The organism is Paraburkholderia sp. D1E, assembly GCF_052682275.1.
Genome location: NZ_JBQYMB010000001.1, coordinates 6,828,463 through 6,854,273 on the forward strand (window position 1 = coordinate 6,828,463; position 25,811 = coordinate 6,854,273).

Here is a 25,811-nt window from a genome sequence, read left to right on the forward strand (position 1 = left end):
TGGTCGCGTATCGTCGAATCAGCGCTTGCAGCAGCCATGATCCGCGGACTTGCCGTCTTCAATACTGTTCTGGTCACGTTCGGACGGCAGGTCCATCGTCGGGTTGGCGGAGAAGAAGTTGTTCGGCTTGAGCATGAAGCCGGCGTATTCCACCGGCATCACCGGGAAGTCCTCGGGTTTGCATACGTGCGTGTGACCGAAGCTGTGCCACAAGACGATGTCTTCGTTCTCGATGTTGCGATTCGCCTCGATGTAGCGCGGCAAGCCGTCACCACCCGCATGCTGGTTCGGATAGTCGCCACTCGCGTAACGTTCGGCCGGATCGAACGGTGTGACCCACACGTGACGCGTGGCAAAACCGCCGCGTTGACGGACTTTCGAGCGCTCGTCGGCCAGCATCAGCGGTGAGTCGTTCACGATCAGCTTGTAGCCCGGATTCGCACCGACAGCGTTCTTCACGTTCGGGTTGGTCACCTTCCAGTAACGTCCCGTGCGACCGTTCGCAAGACGCGCGGCTTCGCTCTCGGTCTTGAACACGCGCTTCGTGGTGTCGAAGACGTTGCCGTACGGATTCGTTTCGCCCATTGGACGCGGCACGAATTCATGTTCGGTCACGGTGTTGCGCTCGCCGTCGACCATCATGTGCATCCGTGCATTGAAGAAGTGCTGGTGGGTCGGGCCGCCAAGGTTTTCCGTGATCATGCCGCCCCACGGATACGTGTCGCCGTCGGCGACCGCTGAGGTTTGTACGATGCCGGTCAGCTTGCATTCGAGTTGAATCGTGCCGTCCTGATACAGGTACCAGTAGAAACCGTAGTCGTAGTTGCCGACCGTCGCGAAGAACGAGATCACAAGGCGTCGCGAACGGCGCATTTCGAAGATGCCGGTGCGGAACTCATAGTGCTTCCACAGGGTGCCGTAGTCCTCTTCGTGCATGCACACGGCGTTCTTCATCAGGAACGCATTGCCGAAATCGTCGGCGGACGGAATGTCGAAATAGCGGATCGTGCCGAGACAATCGCAGCCGAGCTCAAGTTGATTCGCCAGTTTTCCAAGACCGTATTCACCGGCATCGAATGCGCTTTTCCAGTAGTGATTCGTGCTCGGGTCGGAGTAAGGCACGCACATCTCCGTCACGCTCGCACGGTAGATGATCGGCCGCGCGTTCTTGCCGTCGTCCCATGACAGCTGATGCAGCACCAGCCCTTCGCGCGGCGTGAAGCCGACCCGGAAGTTCCAGTTCTGCCAGCTCACATGCCAGCCGTCGATCTTGAAGCTCGGGCCCTCCGGCTGGCTGATCGAAAGCGGTTTGAGTGTGCTGCGCGGTTCGCCGAGGCTCGGTGTGTCGTAGTTGTGCTTCGCACGCGGGATCGGAATGATGCGGCCGTCGTCGACCAGTTCGATCACTTTCTTCTCGAGCAGATCGACTACCGCCACCACGCCCTCGATGGGATGCGCGTAGCCGTTGTCGGTCACAGTCTCGCGGTAGTAACTCACGCAACGCACAAGGCGCCGGCCATTCTCGTTCTCGCGGTCGAAGCAACCGGCGGAAAACGGATCGACCTGGACGTGCTCCAGATCTTTCTCGGTGAGACCGCGCTTCATTACCGCAACGCGCCATGCGTCGTCGCTCTTGACGATCTGCTCGGCGTTCATGAAGTCTTCGATCATGATCGGCGGCTGGCCGTAAGGCGCCTGATCGAACGGGAGCACGTTGCGCGAGGCGACTCTTTTTTCTCTCAGGTCCACATTGAATTCGATCGTCGTCCCATTCGTGCGGTCGATTGCCAGTACGAACGCCGTACGCGAAAAATATTCACCAGTCTTGAATGCGACCACTTCGGTCTTCGGCGGCTCACGCAATTCGACCATGGGAAAACGTACATGGGCGTCGAGGCTTTCGGCGGCCTTCACGAGATCGCAGGCAAGCTGCATTTCGTCCGGACTCAGCGGATCGAGCGGATGAACGGGGGCGTGAGCGGCTTTCGTGGCATTCGTGTTCATAGGATTCCCGTAAGGAGTGTGCTGGACCGGACTGCGTGCCGGCGATGCTGAATGAAGCGCGGCGAACGCTGAGTCGATGGCAAATCGTAGGAACCCAATATTATTTTCGCGCTTGCTTATCGCGCCAAATGAACGATAAAGTGCGCCAGGAGCAATAACACGGCAGTACATCAGCGAAGACTTGAGAGGAGACGCTCGGCATGAAAAAAGTCACGCTCAACGGCAGTTTCCCGATGATCCGCGGCGCGGTAATGGGACCGGTTGTGCGCGCACTCGATGCATCAGGCGCCAATTGCGACGCGCTGCTCGAAGCGTTCGGCATGAGCCGCAAGCTCCTGTCGAATCCGTATGAAATCCTGCCGCTCACGCGTTATGTGGCGGCATTCGAGCGCGCGGCTGAAGTACTCGGCGAACCGTCGCTCGGCTTGCGTCTCGGTAGCGAATTGCAAGTGACGGAACTCGGGCCGGCAGGTCTCGTGTTTCTATCGTCGCCGACCTTGAACGCAGCCGTGCGCAAGTTCTCGCTCGCGCTGGCGTCGTGGCAGAACACCACAACCTGTGAGTTGCTGCGCGATAGCGAATGGCCGGTATGGACCTATCAGATCGCCAATCCACAGATCTGGCCGCGCCGGCAGGACGCGGAATACAGCCTCTCGACGATGTGCCATATGATCCGGCTCGTGCGTGGCGCAGCGTGGAATCCGGTCGAAGTGCATTTCGAACACGCCGCGCCGGCCGACCTCAAACCGTATGCACGCAATTTCCGCGTGCCGGTGCGCTTTCAGCAGCCTTTCAATGGCGTGATCCTGCGTCCGCTGGATCTCGATGCGCCGCTCAAGAGCGCCGACACGCAAATGGCGCGCATGATGGAACGCCATGCCACCGATCTGATTGCGCGCGATGCGGTGCCCCATAGCATCGTCGAACAGGTGCGCGATCTGGTAACGCGGCGGCTTGCGCACGAAAAGCTGATCGTTGCCGACATCGCGAAAGATCTCGGTCTATCGCATCGCTCGCTGCAACGGCACCTGGCCGAGGCAGGGACTTCCGTGCGGCAGATCGTGCGCGAAGAGCGGCAGCGTAGTGTGGAAGGCCTGCTTGAACGTGACGGGCTCACCAATGCGGCGATCGCTCGCGCTGTGGGCTACGCCGACGCAACGGTGCTGTGGCGCGCCACGCGCAACTGGAAAAAACAATAAGAGCTGATGGCGTCGCAAATACTTTCATTCTGAAAGCACGCGAAAGCGCAATCGTCACACGAAAAGAAAAACTTTCGTTTCCTAAGTATTTGCTGCGAACCGCAGTGCCTGACACGCTCAGGAGCATTGGCGCAAATTATCGAAAATTTGGCGCGGTTCGCGAAGTCGCTTTATTTTTTAGCTACCTACCATGCGCTCACACCGAAACATCGAACGTCGGTCAACCGAGCGTCTGGACCAGTATTTCCAGGGTTTAGGCGAGTTCCAGACTAGCCAACAAAATAGAGGCAGCGATGAATGAACCCTACTCTCCGACCCGTCTGGTCGACGCGGAGAATCCCGTGGAACTGAAGGGCAATACGCTGGGCTTGTGGCAGATCGTGTTCCTCGTGATTTCCGCCGCCGCACCGCTTACCGGCATGCTCGGTGCGGTGCCGCCCGCGATCAGTCTGGGCAATGGTGCAGGTATTCCGGGCGCGTTCGTGATTGCCGGCATCGTGCTGCTGATTTTCAGCGTGGGTTTTGCGTCGATGAGCCGGCACGTGGTGCGCGCCGGCGCGTTCTACGCATACATCACCGCCGGACTCGGACGGCCGTTGGGCATGGCCGGCGCACTCATCGCGCTGATGTCGTACACCTTCATCCAGATCGCGCTGTATGGGTTGTTTGGATTCTTCTGCACGGTGATTCTTTCTCCACTACTGCATACCGCGATACCCTGGTACGGCTATTCGCTGATCTGCGTGGCCGTGGTGCAATTCACCGGCATCCGTGGTATCGATCTGAATAGCCGACTGCTCGGCGTGCTGATGTGTCTGGAACTGGGCATTCTGCTGCTGCTTGCAATTGCGATCGTCGTGCATGGCGGCGGCCCGAATGGCCTCACGCTCGCACCGTTCACACCGGAACATGTATTTAGCGGCCACCTCGGTATTGCCGTGATGTTCGCCTTCGCGTCGTTTATCGGTTTTGAAGCGACGGCGATTTACGGCAAGGAATGCCGGGACCCGAAGGTGACCGTGCCACGCGCGACGTATGTGTCGGTCGTGCTGATTCTCGTGTTCTTCGCTTTCGTTACGTGGACGATCGTTTGCGCGTACGGACTGAACGACGTGGTCGCGGTCGCGACGAAGCAACCGGGTGATTTCTGGTTCATTCAATCGGGTAAGTATCTGGGCGGTGCCGTGACGACCGTGATGAGCTTCCTGTTGCTTAGCAGTATCTTCGCGAGTCTGTTGTCGTTCCATAACACGCTGGTGCGCTATATCCACGCGCTGAGCCTTGAAGGCATCCTGCCGCAAATGCTCACCCGGGTGCACGAAAAATACCGTTCGCCGTATGTGGCGAGCTATCTGCAAACACTCTCCGTGTGCGTGCTACTCGGGCTCTTCATCGCGGCAGGCAGCGATCCGTTCAACATCGTTTTCAGCTGGAGTTCAGCGCTTGGCACGATCGGTATCGTGATGCTTCAGGCCGTGACGAGTTTTTCGGTCATCGCGTTCTTCCGCAAGACGCGCAAGGACACACGCGTATGGCACTCGTTTGTCGCGCCCCTGGTTGGCGGCATCGGCCTGCTGTATATCGGCGTGATCCTGGTGCGCAATCTCGATGCGCTCAGCGGCTCCGATAGCCCGATCGTCAAGTCTTTCCCCTGGATCGTATTCGCGGTGGCGCTTTTCGGCGTCGTGATCGGTCTCATCTTGCGTAAGAAGCGGCCAGATATCTACGCGCGCTTCGGGCAGTAATCGAACCGCGCGCAAGGCACTCAGCGCGCGCCGTCTCGTCACGTTCCAGCGATCGACTGCTGTAGTTCATTCTCGAACGGCAGCGGAGTGGTGTCGCTCGTCTGGTTCGGCCGGCTCGTCCAGTTTGAGCTCGCTGATTTCACCACTCAACTTTCGACAAAAAATATGGCACACAAATTCGTCAGGCGCTCGGCGCTTGCGCTGGCCGCGTGCGGCCTCGCGATGGGCGCGCATGCGCAATCTTCGGTGACGCTCTATGGCACGGTCGACGCCGGCGTCGTCTACACGACCAACCAGCAGACAACGCTCGCGGACGGCAGCACCAACGGCCACGCGAATGACCAACTGGCGGGCGGCAACCTGGTGCCTTCGCGGTGGGGCTTGATGGGCACTGAGGATATCGGTGGCGGCACCACGGTGAACTTCACATTGGAGAACAGCTTTCTGATCGGCAACGGCGCGATGTTGCAATCGAACACGCTGTTCAACCGCAACGCATGGGTCGGTTTGAACAACGGCACGTACGGCGCACTGACATTCGGCCGCCAATACGATCCGTTCTCCGACTACATGGGCGCCTATGCATCGAGCAATAACTGGGCGACGCTGTACGGCTCCCATTTCGGCGACGTCGACAACCTCAACGAAGCGTTCAACTTCAACAACTCGATCAAGTACATCAGCCCGAGCTTTGGTGGATTGACTATTGGCGGATTGTTCAGTCTGGGTGGCGTGGCAGGGAATTTCTCGCAGAACAAGGGCTGGGCGCTGGCGGCGAATTACGCACAGGGGCCGCTGTCGTTGAGCGCAGGCTATCTCGAGTTGAATCAGCCGTTGCAGGCGGCCTTAGGCGGTACTGCCGGCTATATCGGCGATTTCAGTTGCGCGAATGCCGACGCGTCGTATTGTCTGCTGCAGCAGGCGAGCAAGGTCAGGATTTTCGGAGCAGGGGGCTCGTATGCGTTCGGCAAGGCGAGCGTGGCGGTGAGCTATACGCATACGCGTCTGTCGCAGAGCCAGTATTTCGCAAGCGCGGCGAGCCCTGCCGGGGCCGATATTTCATTCGACATTGCCGAGTTGAATACGACCTATATGCTCGCGCCTGATTTGCAGCTCGGTCTGGCATATATCTTCAACGACGCCAGGCCGAGCAGCAGTGCTTCGACGCGTGTGCATCAGATCAACCTGGGTGCGGTGTACAGCCTGTCGAAGCGGACGGCGGTCTATGCAGTGGCGATCGGGCAGAAATCTTCCGGCGCGGGACTCGGGATCAATCCGTCGACGGGGCAGACGGAGAATCTGGCGCAGATTCCGAATATCGTCAATTCGGATACGGATAAGCAGCTCTCCGTGATCGTCGGCGTGCGGCACAATTTTTAATCTGCCTGTGCGGCGCTGGCAAACAGATCAACGGAGCCAACGCCGCATGGCGAACCACGTAACGTGCCACGCGGGGAAAACTAATCCGCCACGCGTTTGTCCGCAAGCGCGCTCTGGCAATCCGCCAATACCTGCTTCACCAGCCGCGCTTGCGGGTCAAGCTCGTCGGTATCGAGAATCTCCTCGACGGCGTCCCGCGCCCAGTCGGCATCGACAAAATTCGCGTGCCGCCGTGCAATCTCCAGTGCGGTTGCCGACAATCTGGCGATACTCAACCAGTCTGCTTCCCGCGACCGGAGGTCGAGCCACTTATGGGCGGCCTGCACCTGAAACGCCGCGTCGGGCCAGTCCTCATTCAGGTAAAAAGCGCCAAGCGATCCGCATGTGAGCCAGCACAACAGCTCCAGGCGGTCACGTGGACTCAGATGATGGCGTACATCACTCATGGCGACGCTCGCTGCTGTAATTTGCGTTCCGGTGAGGACGGCAGGCCGTCCTCCGCTTCTGTTACACAATATCACGCAGAATTCACGAGCGGCAATTCCAGACTGACCCTGGCCGCGCCGGCGCCACAAATACCACGCGGCAGCCGGCCCGGCTCCGCCGCACTAGCGCGTAGCGACGATAAACAGGCGCGGAAACGGCAACAGCACGGTGCCGTCTGCCAGCGCCGGGTACGCCCGCGCGATCGCTTCCCGGTAGCGTTCCAGGAAGGCGCCTTCCTCGCTGTCGTCGAGTTCGGTCAGGAACGGCCTGAGCGCGCTGCCCTTGAACCATTCGACGACCGCGTCCGCGCCGCCCGCGAGTGGGTGGTAGTAGACGGTGCGCCACACGTCGACCCGCGCACACAGCGGTTTGAGCAGCGCGTAGTACCAGTCGGCGCCGTAGCGCATGGTGCGTTCCACGCCTTTGAGTTTGTTTGCCCAGGGGCCGTCCGCCGCGATTTCGCGCAGCAGACGGTGCGCGGGTTCGTCGAGGTTGTCCGGCATTTGCACGGCGAGGTTGCCGCCCGGTGCGAGTTTTTTCACAAGCGACGGAAACAGCTGCTCATGATCCGGCACCCACTGCAGCACGGCATTGGCGAGGATCAGGTCGTAGGGGCTCGGGGCATCCCACGTCGCAATGTCGCTCACCTCGAACTGGAATTGCGGCAGGCGCCTGGCGGCCGCCGCGATCATGTCGGCGGAACTGTCCAGACCGCTGACCGTCGCGCCGGGCAGGCGGGCCGCCAGCGCCTCGGTGGAATTGCCGGGGCCGCAGCCGATGTCGACCGCCACCCGCACGTCGGTTGCCGGGACCGCCGCCAGCAGATCCCTGACCGGCCGGGTGCGCTCGCTTTCAAACATCACATACTGCTTCGCAGACCAGTTCGTCGATGAAGTCATGTCACGCTCCTTTGTCTTGATTGCAGGACCGGTGTCCGCTGACATCCGTGCTCAGTGTGCGGTGTCAAACCGATCCAATCCGCTTATTCTGTGCGGTGTCGGGGGTAGAGTAAAATGAATTTATCATTCCGATTCCTTCATTTTTCTAATGAAAATCGACACTCTCGGTGTACAGGCATTTGTTGCGATTGCGGACCGGGGCAGCTTTCAAGCCGCCGCGGATTCTTTGCACGTCACGCAGACGGCCATTACGCAACGTCTGCGCAAGCTCGAAACGTTTCTCGGCGTCACGCTGATCGAGCGGACTACCCGCTCCATGGCGCTGACCGAAATAGGGCGCAGTTTTCTGCCGCAGGCGCGTCGGTTATTGGGCGAGCTTGCCGATGCGCTGGTGGAGATTCGCGAGACGGGTGAGGCCCGTCGCGGCGATGTGTCGATCGCCTGCGTGCCGACGGTGGGCGTGCAGTATCTGCCGCGCATTCTGCAGGCGTACGCCGGGCGTTATCCGCATAACCGCATCAAGATTCTCGATCACGCGTCGTCTGCAGTGGAGGAGGCCGTGCTGCGCCGGGAGGTGGAGTTCGGCATCAATATCGCCGGTGAGCATCATCCGGATCTCGCCAGCGTGCCGTTGACGGAAGACCGCTACGTGCTGATTTGCCATGAAGATCATCCTTTGGCAAAACGGCGGCGCATCGCCTGGCAGCAACTGCAATCGTATCCGCTGATTTTTGCCGGGGAGGTCAGCGGCAATCGCGCGTTGCTCGACGTCGCACTGGAAAAGAGTGAGTTGGCGCTGCGCTCCTTTTATGAGGTGCAGCGCAGTTCGACGGCTGTCGGGTTGGTCGCGCAAGGGGTGGGCGCGGCCGTCGTGCCGGCGCTCGCGATTCAGAAGGGCGCGTATCCGACGGTCCGCACCGTCGAGCTCACGCACCCGGTGGTCTCGCGCACGCTCGTCCTCGTGGCGCGCAAGACCGCTCAACTTTCACCGGCGGCGCAGGCGCTTTACGACATGATTCTGGAACAGGCCACGCTGAAGGCGTGATGCCGGCGCCGAGTCGCAGCCTCTACAGACACTGCGCCCGCAAACAACTCGCTGCATGGTTCAGATCGTGTTCGATCGCGCGTCGCACGCCGGCCGCATCGCGCGCCTTCGCGGCATTCAGCAGGTCGTCGTGCGCGTCGTTGAGCGTGCCGGCAAACAGCGCGTCGCCGAATAACAGATTCGAAATCGGCCCGACCTGCAGCCACACCGTTTCGATCAACTCGAGCAGAAGCGGCGAGCCGGCCGCGCGGTACAGAATCAGATGGAATGCCTCGTTGGCATCGAGATAGCCCTTGGTGTTAGTGGTCGGCAAGGCCCGCGCCATCTCTTCATTCAACTTTTCCAGCGTTTCCAGATCGTGCGCGCTCAGATAGGGTACGCCCAATTCGGCCGCCTGGCCTTCGAGAATCAGGCGCACGCGCAACACATCGTCGAATTGTTCTTTCGACAGACGTGGCACGGTCACGCCGCAATTGGGCACGTTCACCAGCGCCGATTCGGCCGCGAGGCGCTGCAAGGCGGAGCGCACCGGCATCTCGCCCACACCGAGCTCGGCGGCGACGTGACGGATCTTGATGCGCTCGCCTGGCAGGAAGCGCCCGATCGTCAGCCACTGCCGCAGCGTTTCGTAGGTCTGGTCCTGCAGCGTGTGATGACGCGAAGTTTTCATAAGGCTCGATGCGGGGGCCGAAAAAAAGCTGCAAAAACGCCGACGGTTTAGCGGTGGCCGTGCGCCGTCAACCTCGATCTGACTACGCTCAGGTCAGTTCGGCAAGACAGGCGTCGAACGTAGAAACCAGTCTGTCGACGTCGGCCGCCGATGTGTCGGGGCACACCAGGATCATGTTGTGAAACGGCGTAATCAGCACGCCGCGATTGAGCAGGTACAGGTGCATGATATGTTCCAGTTCCGCGTCGAGCTGGCGGCCGGCTTCGGTGCCGTTGCGCGGCGGTGTCGGCGTGAACTGGAATTCGGTACGGGCGCCGACGCGCGTCACGCACCACGCGAGACCACGACGCGCGATCGCCCCTTTCAGGCCGTCCTCGATGCGCTCGGCGAGTGCGAACATGTGAGCGTAGGCGGCATCCGTCATTACCTCGGCGAGCGTCGCGCGGATCGCGCTCATCGCCAGCATGTTCGCCGTGAGGGTGGTGCCGATGCCGGAGTGGCCGGGCGGTGCGCTGCGCTTGGCGTGCTGCGCGCGGGCCGCCAACTCGGCGCTGAAACCGTACACCGCGCACGGAAAGCCGCCGCCCACCGGTTTGCCGAGGATGAACAGGTCGGGTTCGAGGCCGTACGCTCTCGTGTAACCACCCGGCCCGCAACTGATGGTGTGGGTTTCGTCGATGGCGAGCAGCGTGCCGTAGCGGCGCATCAGCGCTTGCGCTTGCCGCCAGTAGTCCGGCTCGGGCAGCACCATACCGATGTTGGTCATCGCGGGTTCGGCCAGCACGCAGGCCACGTCGCCGTCTTTCAGCGCGTTTTCCAGCGCGGCCAGGTCGTTGAATTCGATCACGCGCGTGGCGTCGAGCAGGTCGTGCACCTGGCCGATCAGGCTGTCGCGCTGTTGCGGTTTCCCATCGACGAGATCGACGAATACGTCGTCCACCGTGCCGTGATAGCAGCCGTTGAAGATCACGATCTGCCGGCGTCCGGTCGCCGCGCGCGCCCAGCGCAACGCAAAGCGGTTGGCGTCGCTCGCCGTCATCGCGAACTGCCAGTAGGGCAACCCGAAGCGGCGCGCGAGTTCTTCACCGACCCATGCGGCATCCTCGCCCGGCAGCATGGTCGTCAGTCCGCGTTCAGCCTGGGTAGCCAGCGCGCGGGCCACGGGGGCGGGTGAATGGCCAAACATCGCGCCCGTGTCGCCGAGGCAGAAGTCTGCGTAGCGATGACCGTCCACGTCGGTGAACGAAGCGCCGCGCGCCTGATCGACATAGAGCGAGAAGGGCGTCGACCAGTCGTTCATCCAGTGCAGCGGCACGCCGAACAACAGGTGGCGCGCGGCGCGTTCGGATAGCGCGCGCGATTTCGGCATGGCCTCGGCAAACGCGCGGCGTTCGCGTTCGACAAGCGCCTGCGCACGTGCCCAATTGATGCCCTGACGGGTATTCAAATCCAGGTTCTCCGATGGTGTTTCCATAAGCCGCCAGCGCTCAGACGAGCAGTTGCAGATGCTCGCGTTCCCACGCGGTAATGCCTTGCGAGAAGGTCTCGAACTCCGCTTCCTTTACCGCGCAAAAGGCCTGCACGAACTTGTCGCCGAGCACATCCGCGAGTTCGGTGCACTTCAGGAGCGCCTTGAGCGCGTCTTCGAGACCGCGCGGCAGTTCGTATTCGAGGTCGTAGGCGCTTTCAATCATCGGCGCCGACGCCTGCTGCTGCTCCACCATGCCGAGATAGCCGCAGGCGAGGGTGGCCGCCATCGCCAGATACGGGTTGACGTCGACACCCGGCACGCGGTTTTCGAGCCGCCGTCCGTCGGGCCCGGAATTCGGCACGCGGATACCGCAGGTGCGGTTGTCGTACCCCCAGCGCACGTTGATCGGCGCGGCGGTGAAGCGCGACAGGCGCCGGTAGGAATTCACGTAGGGCGCGAACATCGGCATGGCTTGTGGCATGTACTTCTGCAAGCCGCCGATATAGTTGAAAAACAGCGGGCTCGCCGATCCGTCAGGCAGCGAAAAGATGTTCTCGCCGGTTTTGCTATCGACGATGCTCTGGTGAATATGCATCGCGCTGCCGGGCTCGTGCTCCATCGGCTTGGCCATGAAAGTCGCAAAAATGCCATGACGGAAGGCGGTTTCGCGCACCGCGCGCTTGAACAGGAACACGCGGTCGGCGAGATCGAGCGCGTCGCCGTGCGAAAAGTTGATTTCCATTTGCCCCGCGCCGACTTCGTGCACGAGCGTTTCGACACCGAGACGCGTGGTCTCGCAAAAGCGCGACAGGTCCTGGAAGAACGGATCGAATTCGTTGACGGCGTCGATTGAGAACGACTGGCGGCCGGCTTCGTGACGGCCCGCGCGACCGAGCGGCGGCCGTAGCGGTTCATGCGGATTCTTGTTCTGCGCGATCAGATAGAACTCCATCTCCGGCGCGACCACGGGACGCCAGCCTTTGTCCTCATAGAGTTTCAGCACGCGCCGCAACACCGCGCGTGGCGAAATGCCGATCGGCTTGCCGTCGAGTCCGACGCAATCGTGGATCACCACCGCGACCTGTTCGATGGCCCACGGTACGAGCCGTACCGTATTCGGATCGGGGATGCAGACCATGTCGGGATCGCTCGGCCCGACAAAGCGCTCGAAATTCGCGAACTCGCCGTTGACGGTGATCATCAGCAGCGCGTTCGACATGTGCATCTTGCCTTCCGAGAGAAACAGGTTCTTCGGCACGATCTTGCCCCGCGCGACCCCCGTCATGTCCGGTATCACGCATTCCACTTCATGAATGCGGTGATGCTCCAGGAATTCACGCAGGTCGGCGCGTAGGTCGCTTTGCAAGATTGACTCCATTCGGTGGATGAAGACGGCGCGAAGCGCTGCTGCAAACCTTGCGCGACGAGCTGCCTGTTCGGGAAAGCCGGGCGTTTTGCATGATGGGATTTGATCAAATCATCGCATGGAATTTTACTTTTGGGAAATTTGATCAAATTTGGGTCATGCAAGGGCGCTTACGGCGCTGGCCCAGCTCGCAAGGCGCGAAGTGTATCTGTGCGCTTTAGCGAGCCATCGATACACTACGATTCGAGCCGGACCCCGGTGACTTATCCATAGCGACTGAACGAGCGGCCACGATCCCATGCTTCAGATTTTAGGCAAAGCATCATCCATCAACGTTCGCAAAGTATTGTGGGCGTGTGCCGAGCTCGACCTGCCGTTTGAACGGGAGGACTGGGGGGCCGGGTTCAAGGCGACCGAGGTGCCCGAATTCGTCGCCTTGAACCCCAACGCTATGGTTCCGGTAATCAGGGACGGCGAGTTTGTGCTGTGGGAATCCAACTCGATCATCCGGTACCTGGCCGGCCGCTACGGCGGCCCGTCCCTCTATCCAGTCGACCCTCGCGAACGTGCGAAGTGCGATCAATGGATCGACTGGCAGGCGAGCGAACTTAACCGGGCATGGAGCTACGCGTTTCTTGCGCTGGTTCGGCATTCGCCGGCTCATCAGGACCGTCAGCAAATCGACCTGTCATGTGCGAACTGGACAAGGCATATTGCGATCGTCGACAGGCAACTGGAGACCACTGGGGCCTTCATCGCCGGGTCGTCGTTTTCACTCGCGGATATTCCAATTGCCCTTTCGATCAACCGCTGGCTCGAGACGCCATTGCAGCACGCCGATTTTCCAGCGCTGACGGCCTACATGGCGCGCCTTGCGATGCACCCGGGCTACCTTGAGTACTGTCGCAACGGTGCGCCTTAAACAGCGCGTTCGTGGCGCTATCAGGTCGCGCCGGCGACGCTGACGTCACGCTGTTTACTCGCTCGCAAAGGCTTACAAAAATACCTGCGAAAAGCTTACGGAATCCCGAGCACTGAATGCTTCTGCGCACCGCGACCCGACTCACCTACAATGGCCGCTTTTGCGACACAGATTGAAGGTTCAAAGATGCGGGTATCGAAATTTGCACTGGCTTTGCTTATGGCCTGTTTTACTCTCAATGCAAGCGCCGAAATGACGGCCTCGCAATACAAGCTCTGGGCGCATACCGACAACAACTCGGTCTACGCGGCCTACATCACCGGCACGATCAACGCGCTGGGGTGGGCGAACGGGGATCTGGTGTCGAAAAAGCGTCCACCGCTGTTCTGCCCGCCGCAAAACCTCGCTATCGGCAATCAGAACGTCTATCCGCTGCTCGATCAGTTTTTCACCAACCATCCGGGCCTTTCAGACGATTTTCCAATCGGCCTTGCCATTCTGCGCACGCTTGAGGCGGCGTTTCCCTGCTGATAAAAATGCTTGATGAGTCTGGCTACGACACCATCCGAAACGCGTCCACCACCCATACTTCGTTTGCGAGAATATGTGGCTGCGAGCGGGCAAGCCACTCCGCCAGCGGCGTAAGACTTATTCCTGGCGCCACCGAACCGCCGAACGATTCGGAAACGAACGGCGCATCATCCTCCGGACAGCGGACGATTTGAACGATATGTGTGATGCCGCGTGGCCGGGGATGGTTGACGGCCCATGCGGGCTCCCCCATCTTCAACCCGATGGTGGCGCAGCGCGGGAGCGTGTGGGCCGTGATCCCGGCCCCCTGGAGAATGAATCCTGTGCGGTGCTCGATCTCATGAACAATCCGATCGGACCACGTGTGCAGCGCTTGTATGTTGTCAACGGCAAACACTCTGCAGATAGCCGCCCCACGGATGGCCGTCTCGTTTTCGGCTTGCAGCGCCTCTGTGAGCAGCAGGGCGGTCCATCCCGAGCAATCGATAACCGGCGGGTTCGCTGAAAGTCCTTCGGACTTTACGCCGCGCCGGTATCCCACTCGACCTGTGTAGCGCTGCACGAGCCGCCACATTGCCGCTTCGCCCGCCTCGAACGCCATTGCGCGCCAGCCCTCGTGTGTGGTCAGCCCGCGATGGGCTGCCGATCATCCGCAAACAGACAACAGGCGGGGGCCGCGAAGGCCCCGCAAGCAAACATCAGATCTGCACGAGCCTGGGAATCTGCACGTCTGGATTGACGTCGGCTTCATAGTCCACGCCGGCGATCTCGAACCCGAAGAGTCGCAGGAAGTCGGTCTTGTAGCCGCTGAAGTCGGTGAGCTCGTAGATATTGTCGTTGGTCACCTGAGTCCAGAGTGCCTGGACGCGGGCTTGCACTTCGGGATCGAGTTCCTTGTAGTCCGCGCGCAGACGGCCTTCTTCATCGATATGCGGTGTCGCGCCGTACATGCTGTCTTTGTAGAGCCCGTAGACCTGCTCGATACAGCCTTCGTGCGTGCCTTTTTCCTTCATGACCTTGAAGAGCAGCGACAGGTACAGCGGCATCATCGGGATTGCGGAGCTTGCTTGCGTCACGACCGCCTTGAGTACCGAGACGCGTGCATCGCCGCCCTTGGCTGCGAGTTTTTCGCGGATGCCGAGCACTTTCTGGTCGAGATCTTTCTTGGCCGCGCCGATCGAGCCGTTCCAGTAGATGTCGTGCGTGATTTTTTCGCCGAGATAGGTGAACGCGGTCGTCTTCGCGCCGTCGGCGAGCACGCCGGCGTCGAGGAGGGCGTCGATCCACATTTGCCAGTCTTCGCCGCCCATTACCGCGACGGTGTTGTCGATTTCGGCTTGCGTGGCGGGTTCGAGGACGGTTTCCTTGATGACTTCCTTGTCGGTGTCGATGCCACGCAGGTTAACGGCCTTACCAACCGGCTTCAGGGTCGAGCTGAACACTTCGCCGGTCTTCGGATGCGTGCGCTTGGGCGCGGCGAGACTGTAGACGACCAGGTCGACCTGACCGAGATCGCGCTTGATGACCTCGATGGTGCGTTGCTTGACTTCATCGGAGAAAGCGTCGCCATTGATGCTCGTGGCGTACAGGCCTTTGTCCGTGGCGAATTTTTCGAAGGCGGCGGTGTTGTACCAGCCTGCCGTGCCGGTTTTGGTTTCGCTACCGGCACGCTCGAAGAAGACGCCGAGTGTGGCTGCGTCGGAGCCGAACGCGGCACTGATACGCGCGGCGAGGCCATAGCCCGTTGATGCGCCGATCACGAGCACCTTCTTCGGGCCGTTGGCGATGGGGCCGTGTGCCTTGACGTATTCGATTTGTTCCTTGACGTTGGCTTCGCAGCCGGTCGGATGGGTCGATACACAGATGAAGCCACGCACGCGCGGTTTGATGATCATGAAGCACCTCTTGTCAGAATTGCCGACATTATAGTGGGGTTGGGTTTTGGCCTGTTCGGCGGGGTTTTGTCTGCTTGCCTGCGGCGTTGGTTTTTTTTTGATTTTGGTTGCCTGTGTGGTGCTTGTTTTTCTGTGTTTTTGTGGTGTTGCTGTTTCCTTGATCTGGTTTTTTGGCCTTTCCTTGAATTGTTATTGGATTATTAGCGTCGCCCCTGTGCGGGGCAGGCACCTACTTCTCTTTGCCGCCGCAAAGAGAAGTAGGCAAGAGAAAGCGGCTCACCCCGCTAATTCTTAAGCGGGTCCCCCGGCTTGGAGGAGGGAGTGGTGCATCTGGAATCTGTGTTCCCGCACATTCGGCGTTAGTGACAAGGCAGTCATACTTCCGGCGGCGCTGCGCGCGCAGGAGGGTGTAATTAGTTTTGTGTAAACGGTCATTTGGCAGGAGACTGCCAGTAATCAGGAGCGACGATGACCGTAGCGAAACGCAACAAACGCGTGAAACCCGACCCTGAGCTCGTCAAGCTGGCCGACAGCCTGCTGGCGAACTACCAGAAACCAGAGGACCTGATTGGCGAGAACGGCCTGCTCAAGCAGCTCACGAAGATGCTGGTTGAACGGGCGCTAGAGACGGAGATGTCCGAACACCTGGGCCACGGCAAGAGCGAAGCGGTCACCAATGCCACGGGCAACACCCGCAACGGCCATAGCGCCAAGACGTTGCAGGGGGAGTTTGGCGAGTTGCCGCTCGATATCCCGCGTGACCGTCAGGGTGCGTTCGAGCCGAAGCTGGTGAGTCGTCATCAGACGCGCTGGTCGGGCTTTGACGACAAGATCATCTCGCTATATGCCCGCGGCCTGAGCGTGCGGGAGATTCAGGGGCATCTGGAAGAAATGTACGGTACCGAGGTGTCGCCCACGCTCATCTCGGCCGTAACAGACGCGGTGAGCGAGGATGTGAAGGCCTGGCAAGCCCGCCCGCTCGACGCGCTTTACCCCATCGTTTATCTCGACTGCATCCACGTCAAGGTGCGCGACAGCGGTGCTGTACGGACCAAGGCGGTCTATCTCGCCATCGGCGTGAACATGGACGGCCACAAGGAAGTCCTGGGGCTGTGGATCGCCCAGACCGAGGGCGCGAAGTTCTGGCTGCAGGTGGTGACCGAGCTGAAAACGCGCGGCGTGCAGGACATTTTTATTGCCTGTGTCGATGGGCTCAAGGGCTTCCCCGAAGCCATCGAAGCAGTCTATCCGAAGGCAGCAGTTCAACTGTGCATCGTGCATATGGTGCGCAACAGTCTGAACTTCGTGTCCTGGAAGGTGCAGCGCGAGGTCGCCGCCGACCTGAAGACGATCTACACTTCATCGACGGTCGAGCTGGCCGAGCAGAAGCTGAGTGCCTTCGAAGCCACGTGGGACAAGGACTATCCGTCCATCGGGCAGAGCTGGCGGCGCAACTGGGCACGCGTCATTCCGTTCTTCGACTATCCGCCGGAGATCCGGAAGGTGATCTACACCACCAATGCCATCGAATCGATCAACATGAGCCTGCGCAAGGTGATCAAAACCCGCAGTTCGTTCCCGACCGACGAGGCCGTGACCAAGCTGTTTTACCTGGCACTTAACAACATCAGCAAGAAGTGGTCGATGCCGATCCGGGACTGGAAGGCAGCCCTGAACCGCTTCACTATCCAGTTCGAAGACCGCCTGTTACCGGGTTAAATCAATACCCGTTTACACAAAATTCCGGACACCCTCGCGCGCCGAAACGCACCTCATAGAACCGACCACCACGTTTTTGCACCCGCGCGCCATTCGGCGCCCCGCCGAGGCGAAGACGATGGCTCCCACCGCACCTCAACGAAGCCGCAGGTTTCCCTGGCAAACCCGTCCGCGACGTACGCAGTGCGGAGTGGGAGCTGATGAGCGCTTTGTCACTCACGCGGAATGGGCGAGAACACGGATTCCAGATGTGCCACTACCGCAACTGCGCGGGGGACCCGCTTATAAGCTAGCGGTTTGAGCTGCTTTCTTTTGCCTACTTTTCTTTGCAGCAGGCAAAGAAAAGTAGGTGCCTGCCCCGCACAGGGGCGACGCTAATAATCCAATAACAATTCAAGGAAAGGCCAAAAAATCAGATCAGGGAAATCCCAAGAATCCAGACCAAGAAAAGCCCAACGCCGTAGGCAAACAGACAAGAAAGCACCGAACAACCAAACAGATCAAGAAAACGCCCAAACCACAGGCAAGCAGACAAGCAAACAAAAAAGCGCCGCACAGGCAACCCAAACCCATACAAATCAAAACCCGCCGCCCAGGCGCCCCCATCTTGATACGATGCTGCCTTCGTCAAGCAGAACGGTAACCCGAGTGAAGCGTCTGATTCCCACATTCCTGCAGACCCTTGAAAAAGGGCTAATCCTGGCAAACCAGCCCATCACCCGGGCTCTATGGCACCTCCGCCATCCTACGCTGCGTGGCGTCGCAAAGGCCTGCGCCGCGATTCCGCTGCTGCTCGTCCTGTATGTCCTGGTCCTGATTCCGTTCACGCCCAGTATCGGCGATATCCGCAAGGCGAAAATCGAGCAGCCCGCGCAGATTCTCTCGGCGGACGGCAAGCTGCTGGCCGAATTCAAACCCTCGAACCGTGAGTGGGTCAAACTCCAGGACATCTCGCCAAACGTGGTGAACGCGCTGATCGCTACGGAAGATCACCGCTTCTATCAGCATTTTGGGCTCGACTGGCGCCGTACGGCATCGGCCGCGCTGCACACGTTTTCCGGAGATCGCCAGGGTGGGTCGACCATCACCCAGCAACTCGCCCGCAATCTCTATCCGGACGAGATCGGCCGCGCGCCTACGCTGACCCGCAAGATCAAGGAGGCGATCACGGCGTTCAAGATCGAGGCGCTCTACACCAAGGACGAGATCCTCGAGACCTACCTCAACACGGTGCCGTTCCTCTACAACGCCTACGGCATCGAGATGGCAGCGCGAACCTATTTCGACAAATCAGCCGGCGACCTGAACGTGCTGGAAAGCGCGACGCTTACCGGCATGCTCAAAGGCAATAGCTACTACAACCCGGTGCTCAATCCGGAACGCGCGCTGCAGCGACGCAACACGGTGCTGGCGCAAATGGTCAAGTACGGCAAGCTCACGCCCGCGGCTTACGCGACGCTCGTGCGCCGTCCGTTGCGCATCGATTTCGAACGGCAGACCGAGCCGCCCGGCCCCGCGCCGCACTTCGCGCAACAGCTGCGCAAATGGCTCGCGGCATGGGCCGATCGCAACGACTACAACATCTATTCCGACGGACTGGTGGTGCGTACTACCATCGATTCACGCTTGCAGACCATGGCGACACAGGCCGTGACCTTGCAGGGCAACCAGTTGCAGAGCATCGCCAATTCGGCTTGGGGCACGCGTGCGGGTTGTGCGAGCGGCCGGGACCTGCTACAGACTTTCCTGCGCGAAACACCTGACTATCGCGCCGCGAAAGACGCGGGCCTGACGGACGACGACGCGATGAAACGCGTCTCGTCCGACCGCGACCTGGTGCAGTCGGTTTGCGAATCCAAAACCCGGGTGCAGGCGGACTTCCTCGCGATGGACCCACGCAACGGCCAGATCAAGGCCTGGGTCGGTAGCCGCGACTTCAGCCAGGACCCGTTCGACCACGTCCAGCAGGCACGCCGCCAGCCGGGGTCGACCTTCAAGCCATTCGTCTATGCCGCGGCCTTCGAAGATGGCGCCAAACCCAGCGACACGTTCATCGACAAACCCGTCGAGATTCCGCTGGCCGGCCGAGAAATCTGGCGTCCGGGCGACGAGGATGAGCCGAGCGAGCGCGCCATCAGCCTGCGTGATGGCCTCGCTTATTCCCGCAACCGGATCACCGCCCAGTTGATGGAACAGGTCGGTCCGAACAAGGTCGCGCGACTGGCGCGCGCCATGGGCGTGCGCGACAGCGAACTCGACCCGGTGCCGTCGCTCGCGCTCGGCACGAGTCCCGTGACGCTGAAGGAAATGGTCTCGGCCTACGGCACGATCGCCAATCTCGGCGGCTACGTGGAGCCGGTGATGGTCACGCGTATCGAAGACCGCAACGGCGAGGTGCTGGCCGATTTCGCGCCGGCGGCGCCCAGGCAGGAACTGCCGGCCGACGCTGCCCGCACGCTCGTCGATGTGATGCGAGACGTGGTGAGCCGGGGCACGGGTTCGAGCATTCGCAGCCGCTTCGGGGTTCGTGGCGATGTCGCGGGCAAGACGGGCACGACGCAGGGTAACGCCGACGGCTGGTTCATCCTGATGTCCCCGCAGCTTGTGGCAGGGGCGTGGGTCGGCTTTAACGACAGCCGCGTGACCTTGCGCAGCGACTATTGGGGGCAGGGGGCGCATAGCGCGTTGCCGATCGTCGGCGACTTTTTCCAGCGCGCGCAGAGGTCAAAACTGGTCGACAGCCGCGTCAGGTTCGAGACCGACCAGGAGCCGGGCTGGTTTGCCGAACGGTCGGGCAGGCTGCGCGAGTGGTTCCAGCATCTGTTCGCCGCGTCGCCCGCAAAGCCTGAGGCGCAAGTTGTCACGCGCAATACGCCGCGCCATGCGCCGGCTGTTACTGCGCCTGCGTCGGCACCTGCATCTGCATCCACCGCGGATGTGGAACCCAGGCCGTTCCCGGCACAGCCGCCGCTCCTTCAGGCACCGGCGTCGGCGCCTGCATCGGCGAGCGGGGCAGTCGACGGTGAGGTGCATGGCAACGGCGAGCCGGCCCTGGCACCGACGCCCACGCCGGACGACGTGCCAGCGCCGGACGCAGGTGGCGGCACGGCAAACGCACTCCCGAGTGCGCCGGCCAGCGCGAGCGCATCGCCCTGAGGTTCAAACGCGCTGAGCGGGCGGCGCCAGGACCTCGCTAGGACCGCGCCACCTTCGTGCTGCCCGCCGCGCCTGGGTCCGGAGGAAGACTGCACGACGCCTCGAGCGCCGTGTCATGACGCAGCAGAAGCACGGCTGCCACGCCGACCAATCCCGCACCCGACAAACACAGCAGGCCGGCGCCGAAGCCACCGGTGCTGTCCTTGATCCAGCCCATCGCGTATGGCCCGAAGAATCCCGCCAGATTGCCGAGGGAATTGACGGCGGCAATGCCGCCCGCCGCCGCCGCGCCCGACAGGAACGCGGCCGGCAAGGTCCAGATCACGGGCAGGCAGCCGAAGATGCCGAACCCGGCAATCGACAGCGCGATCATCTTCTGCACCGGATTGTCGAGCCCGGCCGCCGCCGCGATACCGCCTGCCGCGACCAGCAACGCGATCGCCACGTGCCATTTACGTTCGAGCTTGCGGTCCGAATGGCGCCCCCAATAAATCATGCTGATCACGCCGACGATGTAAGGCAGCGACGTCACGAAACCGGTCTGCAGGTTGGTGAGACCGAAGGACTTGACGATCTGCGGCAGAAAGAAACTCAGACCATAGTTGGTTGCGTTCGCACCGAAGTAGATGAGCGCAACAGCCAGAACGCGCGGATTGAACAGCGCTTCCTTCACGCTGAACGTGCGCACGGCCTCGCGATGCTCGCGCTCCTGAGCCTGGCGGGCGACCAGCCAGTCGCGTTCGTCGTCGGCAAGCCAGCTGGCGTCCGCCGGTTTGTCGGTCAGATAGAACAGCACGGCGAACGCGAGCAGCAGCGCGGGCGCCGCCTCGATCAGATAGACCCACTGCCAGCCGGCGAGCCCGCCGTGGCCGTCCATCGAGAGGAGGGCGCCGGAAATCGGCCCGCCGATCACCGTTGATAGCGGAATGGCCGCCATGAAATAGCCGACCACACGGGCGCGATAGGCAGCGGGAAACCACAATGTGAGCAGGAAGATGATGCCGGGGAAAAAGCCCGCTTCCGCCACACCCAACAGGATGCGCAAGCCGTAAAACACGTGCGCGGGCGAGAGGCCGGTGAAGCGGGCAATGTTCGGGATGTACGCCATCGCGCCGGCAAGGATCCCCCACGTGAACATGATCCGGGCGATCCAGCGCCGTGCACCGAATTTCTCGAGCAGAAGATTGGACGGGACTTCGAAGAAGAAATACGCGATGAAGAAGATACCCGCGCCGAAGCCGAATGCGCTCGCGGACAGCCCGAGCGCCTTGTTCATTTGCAGTGCAGCAAAGCCGACGTTGACCCGGTCGAGATAAGCAATGAAATAGCAGACAATCAGGAACGGCACGAGCCGGACCGTCACGCGCGTTATGGTGCGTGCTTCAATATCCATCGATGTCTCCTCCGGTTCAGCGTCCGGTCCGTTCGCTTGATGTGCTTACAGACTAGTCGGTGAAGTGCGATTCCGGAAGGGTTTTGCTATGGCTGCGCCGCCAGGCGGCACTCCGGCGCCACCTGGCGGCCGCGCTTCGCCTTAGAACCGATGCGTCATACCCACCGTCGCAAGAATCTGCTTGGTTCCGGGCGCGGTCACGGTCACGCCCGGCCAGCTCACCGTGGCGGAGCCGTTGTTCTTCATATATCCCGCCCGCATGTAGAGACTGGTGCGTTTGGACAGCGAATGATCGACGCCGAGTTCAATGCCCGGCGTGTTGTCATGCGCGCCGCGCACGTTGCGCTGAACGCCGGCAATCGCGATCACGTCGGCCGGGGTTGCCTGAATCGTGGCGCCCAACTCCGCAATGCTGAGCGAATGGCCGGTGCCGAGGTGCGCGGCAAGCGACCCCACCGCCGGGTCCTTGGAGCGGTTGTAAGAGTAGTTGAACTGGAAATTCACGATGCCGATCCGGTAAGCGAGCGCACCGATGAAGTGCTCGGTGCCGAGCAGGCTCAGCGAACCAGGCAAGCCGGCGATGGTTTCCTGTCCCGGACGCTGGTTCACATACGCAAGTCCCGCATAGAAACCGTAGCCCGTGTAAGTGGCCGCGACGTTCAGCATGTTGCCCGTCGTGGCTGGCACAGGTTGGGTCACCGTTGCGGCGAACGCATACATGCCGTAAAACTGCAGACCCTTCAGATTCGGCGATTGATACATGATCGAATTGCTGGCGCGGCCCGAGTCGTATTGCGTCGACAGGGTGTTCCGGTCGACTGCGAGGACGTTGGCAGAAAACGGCGACAACACTTCGTTCGCGCGAAACGGATCAGAGGGGTAGATAACCCGGAAGCTCGGATCGTACTGACGTCCCATGGTCACCGAACCGTATTTGTCACTGCTCAGGCCGACCCACGCCTGACGATAGAAGAGCGCCGAGGTGTCGGCGAACAAGCCGCCGTTGTTCACGTTAAAGCCCGTTTCGACGTTGAACTGCGCCTTCAGGCCGCCACCCAGGTCCTCGCTGCCCTTCAGGCCGAATAGGGAACCCGTCGAGCCGCCGCTTTTTTCTGCGTACGAATGGACGCCGCCGTTGTCCAGATACTGGATGTTCGCGTCGACGACACCGTACAAGGTCACGCTCGACTCGGCAGCCGCAGCGCCGCCCGCGGCAAGAATCAGCGTGGCTCCGCAAACGCCATGATTGATAAAACGCATGCATGTCTCCTCTTTTTATATCCGCCTGTAGCGGACTTGATTGCACAGACCTATTGCGGGGCGAGTGCGGGCCGGGTTCATCGACCCCGGCCGGTCGCGGCAAAATGGAATGATCGTGCTAATTTCAAGCGAACTGGCGGGATAAAGCCAGTGCATTGTTTTTATGAGGAGAGTGCAGAAGTTGCATGACAGAAAAACGCCGTGAAAACCCGGCTCAGGCCGACAGAATCACACCATTCGACTGCCACGCCGCAGAGCGGCGAAGCGGTGTGCAGGCACCAACTGCCAGCGATTGTTCAGGCGCATGCAACAGTGTTTTCGGATGACGAGGCTGATCTTGCGCCTCTGATTGCGGATAATTTCGAGATTGATAAAACGGTTAAAAAATGTAGGCGAATCATGTTCAACACTGTTTCAGATCACGTGCTCGATCAGAGGCGAGCATCCGTAGCACAGCAGCGTCGAAGCCGGTTATTCGGCCGGGGGCGCTCGCTCATCGCGGCGGTGGTCGCGTGCGCCAGCCTGGTGGGATGCGTATCCGCAACCGACGTTGCCGCCACAGACAAACCCGGCACCTATACCGTAGCAGCGAGCGCAACCGGCGGCAGGATGGCCTGGGCCCGCGCGCACGAACACGCAATCAGTGAGGCGCGCGACTATTGCGAGCGTCGCGGCATGCAGAGCAGTGTCACGACTGAAACGGTGAGCGGCGTGCAGATGATGGCCGAGCATGCATCGTCGGTGAATTTCGAATGTCATCCGAAATTCTAGGGCGACGGGGAAACTGAAGAAGCCGTGTCGTCGATCAGGGTGAATCCTTGCCCGGGGCTCCATTGACGACGTCGCGTCGCGTAATCGCCGGCCGCCATCGCGGTGCAGATGAAGGTGCGGCCGCCACCGCACCAGTCAATGGTCAGTGTTTGCGAAAACACCTTGAGTCCGGTGGCCACACCATCGGCGGAGGATCGGGCCGATGCTTGACGGGCTCTGATTCGACCGTGCGCGGGCGTAGTCCGATGCGCCGCTCGAATGCCTCCAGCGCAAGCACCGAAATCGCCCAGACACCAATGCCAGCCGGCACCCCAAGCAAGAGATGAGGCACGTCGAGGGCCGTTCGGATGCCGAGTCCAACCGGCCAGCACAACCTGATGAGCGAGAACCAGCCGGTCCGAAGAACGGCAAATCGACTCTGCAGCCATTCGAACAGCGCAATAGAGAGCAAGCCAACGAAGCCCCATTGCAGCGGTAACTTCGCGCACGCCCATGTCATCAGAACAATGATGGTGAGTTCGACGAGCATTTGCCATTTACTCGTGTGCGGCTGTTCAATTGAATCGTTTGTGTTTTCGGTCATCGCCAGATTAATGAAACACCATTGCGCGACATCTTAACTTGCGTGATGGCAATGGCATGCATGGCCGCATGCAGGCGCCAGATCATTTTCAAAACTGAAATTTCGACGAGAAAAAGAAAACCGAACGCTTTGCAGATCGCTGTGGCTTCTGGATAAAATCCCGCGTCGTCGCGATTATTCGCGACTCCATGCGAAACAGATAATCCAGTTCCAATAAGGCAAAAAAGAATGATGACCTCCGGCGACGGACTGACCAGCCCAGCGCGGCTTTTGCGGCTCGCCTCATGGGTGATTGCCATCCTCTTCGCGGTTTTTCTGAACATGCTGGGCAGTCTCGTGATCCGGGACATGGCTTTCGCGCCCCACGGCGGCCCACCGGCCATCGAGCAGTTCGCCGACACGCCTGCGAAAGCGCGGCTGGACGCCGCGCGCCGCGATCTGCAATCGCAGCGCGACGCACTCGGGGAGAAGGCTGAAACCATGGAGGTGGCACGTGGACGTGCCGCGAAAGAGTATGGGGACGCCAAGGAGAGTTTTCGCAACTGGCTGGCAACGCGCTCGGTGACGGGAGACAGTTCGCGCGATCCGGACATTCTCGCGCGGACCCGCAAACTGGACGCACTCCAGTCGGTCGCAATCAGCTGGCAGCATCAGATCGATGCAATTGGCGACCAGCAACGGGCGCTTGGATTGAAGCAATCCCAGCTGGAATCGCAAATCGCCGACGAATACGCCGTAACCGAGCGGCGGTTCAATGAAGCGACCCGGCATTATGAGTTGCAGGTGTTCGGCCTTCGGCTCGCGCTGACGTTGCCGATTCTGCTTGTTGCCGTCTGGTTGTTCATCCGCTACCGCAAAGCCCGTTACTGGCCATTCGTATACGGCTTTGCGCTGTTCGCATTGAGCGCCTTTTTTATCGAACTGGTTCCGTATCTGCCGAATTTCGGGGGATACGTCAGGGTATTGGTCGGCATTGTGCTCACGGTGTTCGCCGGTCTCTATATGCTGAAAGCATTCCAGCGCTACGTCGAACGAAAACGCCTCGAGTTGCAGCAGGACCAGGGCGAACGCGCACGCGCGATCGGATACGACAAGGCGGTTCGTTCATTCGAGAAAAAGCGGTGCCCGTCGTGCGATAAGCAATGGAGTCTTGGTGGTGACGATTCCACATTCTGTGTGCACTGCGGATTGAGACTGTTCAATCTCTGTGGCTGCGGTGGCCGGAATTTTTCCTTCTTCCCGCATTGTCATCAATGTGGCGCTGCGCAGACTACCGGGCTGCCGGCAGCGAGCGACGCTGATGCCTTATAGCCGAC

At 60.7% G+C, this 25,811-nt stretch carries 22 protein-coding genes; 10 read left to right on the forward strand and 12 right to left on the reverse strand.

Translation table 11 applies throughout. From position 1 onward, the window contains the following. Nucleotides 1-18: 18 nt before the first annotated feature. Complete coding sequence (locus ACUN0E_RS30740; RefSeq protein WP_445568943.1) at nt 19-2,004, reverse strand: primary-amine oxidase; 1,986 nt, start codon at nt 2,002-2,004, stop codon at nt 19-21. A 200-nt stretch (nt 2,005-2,204) separates the two neighbouring features. Here ACUN0E_RS30740 and ACUN0E_RS30745 point away from each other — a divergent pair, with 200 nt between their 5' ends. From ACUN0E_RS30745 to ACUN0E_RS30755, 3 genes are all read left to right on the forward strand, one after another. Next, on the forward strand, nt 2,205-3,203 hold the full coding sequence (locus ACUN0E_RS30745) for an AraC family transcriptional regulator (RefSeq protein WP_408223198.1): 999 nt from the start codon (nt 2,205-2,207) through the stop codon (nt 3,201-3,203). A gap of 293 nt (nt 3,204-3,496) precedes the next feature. Further along, nucleotides 3,497-4,948: an APC family permease gene (locus tag ACUN0E_RS30750; protein WP_445568944.1), complete on the forward strand. Its 1,452-nt coding sequence runs from the start codon at nt 3,497-3,499 to the stop codon at nt 4,946-4,948. A 165-nt stretch (nt 4,949-5,113) separates the two neighbouring features. After that, nucleotides 5,114-6,328, forward strand: coding sequence for a porin (locus ACUN0E_RS30755; protein ID WP_445568945.1), 1,215 nt, complete (start codon nt 5,114-5,116; stop codon nt 6,326-6,328). Nucleotides 6,329-6,408: 80 nt separating this feature from the next. On the opposite strand, the gene ACUN0E_RS30760 is transcribed toward ACUN0E_RS30755, so the two are convergent. Beyond that, nucleotides 6,409-6,774 carry a hypothetical protein gene (locus ACUN0E_RS30760; RefSeq protein ID WP_408223204.1) on the reverse strand — a complete coding sequence of 122 codons (366 nt, stop codon included), beginning with the start codon at nt 6,772-6,774 and terminating at the stop codon, nt 6,409-6,411. 162 nt (nt 6,775-6,936) lie between these two features. Further along, nucleotides 6,937-7,713 carry a trans-aconitate 2-methyltransferase gene (gene tam, locus ACUN0E_RS30765; RefSeq protein WP_445568946.1) on the reverse strand — a complete coding sequence of 259 codons (777 nt, stop codon included), beginning with the start codon at nt 7,711-7,713 and terminating at the stop codon, nt 6,937-6,939. 148 nt (nt 7,714-7,861) lie between these two features. On the opposite strand from tam, the gene ACUN0E_RS30770 reads away from it, so the two are divergent. Next, complete coding sequence (locus ACUN0E_RS30770) at nt 7,862-8,758, forward strand: LysR family transcriptional regulator (protein WP_408223208.1); 897 nt, start codon at nt 7,862-7,864, stop codon at nt 8,756-8,758. A gap of 22 nt (nt 8,759-8,780) precedes the next feature. Here ACUN0E_RS30770 and ACUN0E_RS30775 read toward each other — a convergent pair whose 3' ends face one another. The 3 genes from ACUN0E_RS30775 to ACUN0E_RS30785 all read right to left on the reverse strand — a co-directional run bounded on the left by ACUN0E_RS30775 (nt 8,781) and on the right by ACUN0E_RS30785 (nt 12,277). Further along, nucleotides 8,781-9,428, reverse strand: coding sequence for a GntR family transcriptional regulator (locus tag ACUN0E_RS30775; RefSeq protein WP_445568947.1), 648 nt, complete (start codon nt 9,426-9,428; stop codon nt 8,781-8,783). 88 nt (nt 9,429-9,516) lie between these two features. Then, a complete protein-coding gene (locus ACUN0E_RS30780) occupies nt 9,517-10,902 on the reverse strand; it encodes an aspartate aminotransferase family protein (RefSeq protein WP_445568948.1) in 1,386 nt (461 codons plus the stop codon). Nucleotides 10,903-10,915: 13 nt separating this feature from the next. Beyond that, nucleotides 10,916-12,277, reverse strand: coding sequence for a glutamine synthetase family protein (locus tag ACUN0E_RS30785; RefSeq protein WP_445568949.1), 1,362 nt, complete (start codon nt 12,275-12,277; stop codon nt 10,916-10,918). A gap of 286 nt (nt 12,278-12,563) precedes the next feature. Between ACUN0E_RS30785 and ACUN0E_RS30790 the strand changes: the two genes are divergently transcribed. Beyond that, nucleotides 12,564-13,187, forward strand: a complete 624-nt coding sequence (locus ACUN0E_RS30790; RefSeq protein WP_445568950.1) for a glutathione S-transferase family protein — start codon at nt 12,564-12,566, stop codon at nt 13,185-13,187. Nucleotides 13,188-13,337: 150 nt separating this feature from the next. Further along, a complete protein-coding gene (locus ACUN0E_RS30795; protein ID WP_408223218.1) occupies nt 13,338-13,718 on the forward strand; it encodes a hypothetical protein in 381 nt (126 codons plus the stop codon). Between the two features lie 22 nt (nt 13,719-13,740). Here the strand turns inward: ACUN0E_RS30795 and ACUN0E_RS30800 are convergent, their stop codons facing one another. Both ACUN0E_RS30800 and fabV read right to left on the reverse strand, forming a co-directional pair. Continuing rightward, nucleotides 13,741-14,319: a hypothetical protein gene (locus ACUN0E_RS30800; RefSeq protein WP_445568951.1), complete on the reverse strand. Its 579-nt coding sequence runs from the start codon at nt 14,317-14,319 to the stop codon at nt 13,741-13,743. 97 nt (nt 14,320-14,416) lie between these two features. Then, entirely contained in the window at nt 14,417-15,613 is a 1,197-nt protein-coding gene (gene fabV / locus ACUN0E_RS30805; protein ID WP_445568952.1) for an enoyl-ACP reductase FabV, read from the reverse strand. Between the two features lie 468 nt (nt 15,614-16,081). On the opposite strand from fabV, the gene ACUN0E_RS30810 reads away from it, so the two are divergent. Together ACUN0E_RS30810 and ACUN0E_RS30815 are read left to right on the forward strand one after the other, a co-directional pair. Further along, nucleotides 16,082-17,332 carry an IS256 family transposase gene (locus tag ACUN0E_RS30810; protein ID WP_408265345.1) on the forward strand — a complete coding sequence of 417 codons (1,251 nt, stop codon included), beginning with the start codon at nt 16,082-16,084 and terminating at the stop codon, nt 17,330-17,332. Between the two features lie 648 nt (nt 17,333-17,980). Next, nucleotides 17,981-20,488, forward strand: a complete 2,508-nt coding sequence (locus ACUN0E_RS30815) for a penicillin-binding protein 1A (protein WP_445568953.1) — start codon at nt 17,981-17,983, stop codon at nt 20,486-20,488. Nucleotides 20,489-20,525: 37 nt separating this feature from the next. On the opposite strand, the gene ACUN0E_RS30820 is transcribed toward ACUN0E_RS30815, so the two are convergent. Both ACUN0E_RS30820 and ACUN0E_RS30825 read right to left on the reverse strand, forming a co-directional pair. Continuing rightward, nucleotides 20,526-21,881 carry an MFS transporter gene (locus ACUN0E_RS30820; RefSeq protein ID WP_445568954.1) on the reverse strand — a complete coding sequence of 452 codons (1,356 nt, stop codon included), beginning with the start codon at nt 21,879-21,881 and terminating at the stop codon, nt 20,526-20,528. Between the two features lie 141 nt (nt 21,882-22,022). After that, the gene (locus tag ACUN0E_RS30825; protein WP_445568955.1) at nt 22,023-23,141 is read right to left on the reverse strand and encodes a porin; all 1,119 of its coding nucleotides are present in this window, start codon (nt 23,139-23,141) and stop codon (nt 22,023-22,025) included. Between the two features lie 399 nt (nt 23,142-23,540). On the opposite strand from ACUN0E_RS30825, the gene ACUN0E_RS30830 reads away from it, so the two are divergent. Further along, nucleotides 23,541-23,912, forward strand: a complete 372-nt coding sequence (locus ACUN0E_RS30830) for a hypothetical protein (RefSeq protein ID WP_445570551.1) — start codon at nt 23,541-23,543, stop codon at nt 23,910-23,912. A 142-nt stretch (nt 23,913-24,054) separates the two neighbouring features. On the opposite strand, the gene ACUN0E_RS30835 is transcribed toward ACUN0E_RS30830, so the two are convergent. Both ACUN0E_RS30835 and ACUN0E_RS30840 read right to left on the reverse strand, forming a co-directional pair. Beyond that, nucleotides 24,055-24,441, reverse strand: coding sequence for a hypothetical protein (locus tag ACUN0E_RS30835; protein ID WP_445568956.1), 387 nt, complete (start codon nt 24,439-24,441; stop codon nt 24,055-24,057). Between the two features lie 50 nt (nt 24,442-24,491). Then, entirely contained in the window at nt 24,492-24,818 is a 327-nt protein-coding gene (locus tag ACUN0E_RS30840) for a hypothetical protein (protein ID WP_445570617.1), read from the reverse strand. Here ACUN0E_RS30840 and ACUN0E_RS30845 point away from each other — a divergent pair. Continuing rightward, nucleotides 24,727-25,806, forward strand: coding sequence for a hypothetical protein (locus ACUN0E_RS30845; RefSeq protein ID WP_445570552.1), 1,080 nt, complete (start codon nt 24,727-24,729; stop codon nt 25,804-25,806). The genes ACUN0E_RS30840 and ACUN0E_RS30845 overlap by 92 nt on opposite strands. Nucleotides 25,807-25,811: the final 5 nt, after the last annotated feature.

Coding starts and splice junctions, on each gene's coding strand:
- ACUN0E_RS30740 (WP_445568943.1), bottom strand. CDS start 2,004: ATGAACACGAATGCCACGAAAGCCGCTCACGCCCCCGTTCATCCGCTC.
- ACUN0E_RS30745 (WP_408223198.1), top strand. CDS start 2,205: ATGAAAAAAGTCACGCTCAACGGCAGTTTCCCGATGATCCGCGGCGCG.
- ACUN0E_RS30750 (WP_445568944.1), top strand. CDS start 3,497: ATGAATGAACCCTACTCTCCGACCCGTCTGGTCGACGCGGAGAATCCC.
- ACUN0E_RS30755 (WP_445568945.1), top strand. CDS start 5,114: ATGGCACACAAATTCGTCAGGCGCTCGGCGCTTGCGCTGGCCGCGTGC.
- ACUN0E_RS30760 (WP_408223204.1), bottom strand. CDS start 6,774: ATGAGTGATGTACGCCATCATCTGAGTCCACGTGACCGCCTGGAGCTG.
- tam (WP_445568946.1), bottom strand. CDS start 7,713: ATGACTTCATCGACGAACTGGTCTGCGAAGCAGTATGTGATGTTTGAA.
- ACUN0E_RS30770 (WP_408223208.1), top strand. CDS start 7,862: ATGAAAATCGACACTCTCGGTGTACAGGCATTTGTTGCGATTGCGGAC.
- ACUN0E_RS30775 (WP_445568947.1), bottom strand. CDS start 9,428: ATGAAAACTTCGCGTCATCACACGCTGCAGGACCAGACCTACGAAACG.
- ACUN0E_RS30780 (WP_445568948.1), bottom strand. CDS start 10,902: ATGGAAACACCATCGGAGAACCTGGATTTGAATACCCGTCAGGGCATC.
- ACUN0E_RS30785 (WP_445568949.1), bottom strand. CDS start 12,277: ATGGAGTCAATCTTGCAAAGCGACCTACGCGCCGACCTGCGTGAATTC.
- ACUN0E_RS30790 (WP_445568950.1), top strand. CDS start 12,564: ATGCTTCAGATTTTAGGCAAAGCATCATCCATCAACGTTCGCAAAGTA.
- ACUN0E_RS30795 (WP_408223218.1), top strand. CDS start 13,338: ATGGCCGCTTTTGCGACACAGATTGAAGGTTCAAAGATGCGGGTATCG.
- ACUN0E_RS30800 (WP_445568951.1), bottom strand. CDS start 14,319: ATGGCGTTCGAGGCGGGCGAAGCGGCAATGTGGCGGCTCGTGCAGCGC.
- fabV (WP_445568952.1), bottom strand. CDS start 15,613: ATGATCATCAAACCGCGCGTGCGTGGCTTCATCTGTGTATCGACCCAT.
- ACUN0E_RS30810 (WP_408265345.1), top strand. CDS start 16,082: ATGACCGTAGCGAAACGCAACAAACGCGTGAAACCCGACCCTGAGCTC.
- ACUN0E_RS30820 (WP_445568954.1), bottom strand. CDS start 21,881: ATGGATATTGAAGCACGCACCATAACGCGCGTGACGGTCCGGCTCGTG.
- ACUN0E_RS30825 (WP_445568955.1), bottom strand. CDS start 23,141: ATGCGTTTTATCAATCATGGCGTTTGCGGAGCCACGCTGATTCTTGCC.
- ACUN0E_RS30830 (WP_445570551.1), top strand. CDS start 23,541: ATGTTCAACACTGTTTCAGATCACGTGCTCGATCAGAGGCGAGCATCC.
- ACUN0E_RS30835 (WP_445568956.1), bottom strand. CDS start 24,441: ATGCTCGTCGAACTCACCATCATTGTTCTGATGACATGGGCGTGCGCG.
- ACUN0E_RS30845 (WP_445570552.1), top strand. CDS start 24,727: ATGACCTCCGGCGACGGACTGACCAGCCCAGCGCGGCTTTTGCGGCTC.
- ACUN0E_RS30840 (WP_445570617.1), bottom strand. CDS start 24,818: ATGTTCAGAAAAACCGCGAAGAGGATGGCAATCACCCATGAGGCGAGC.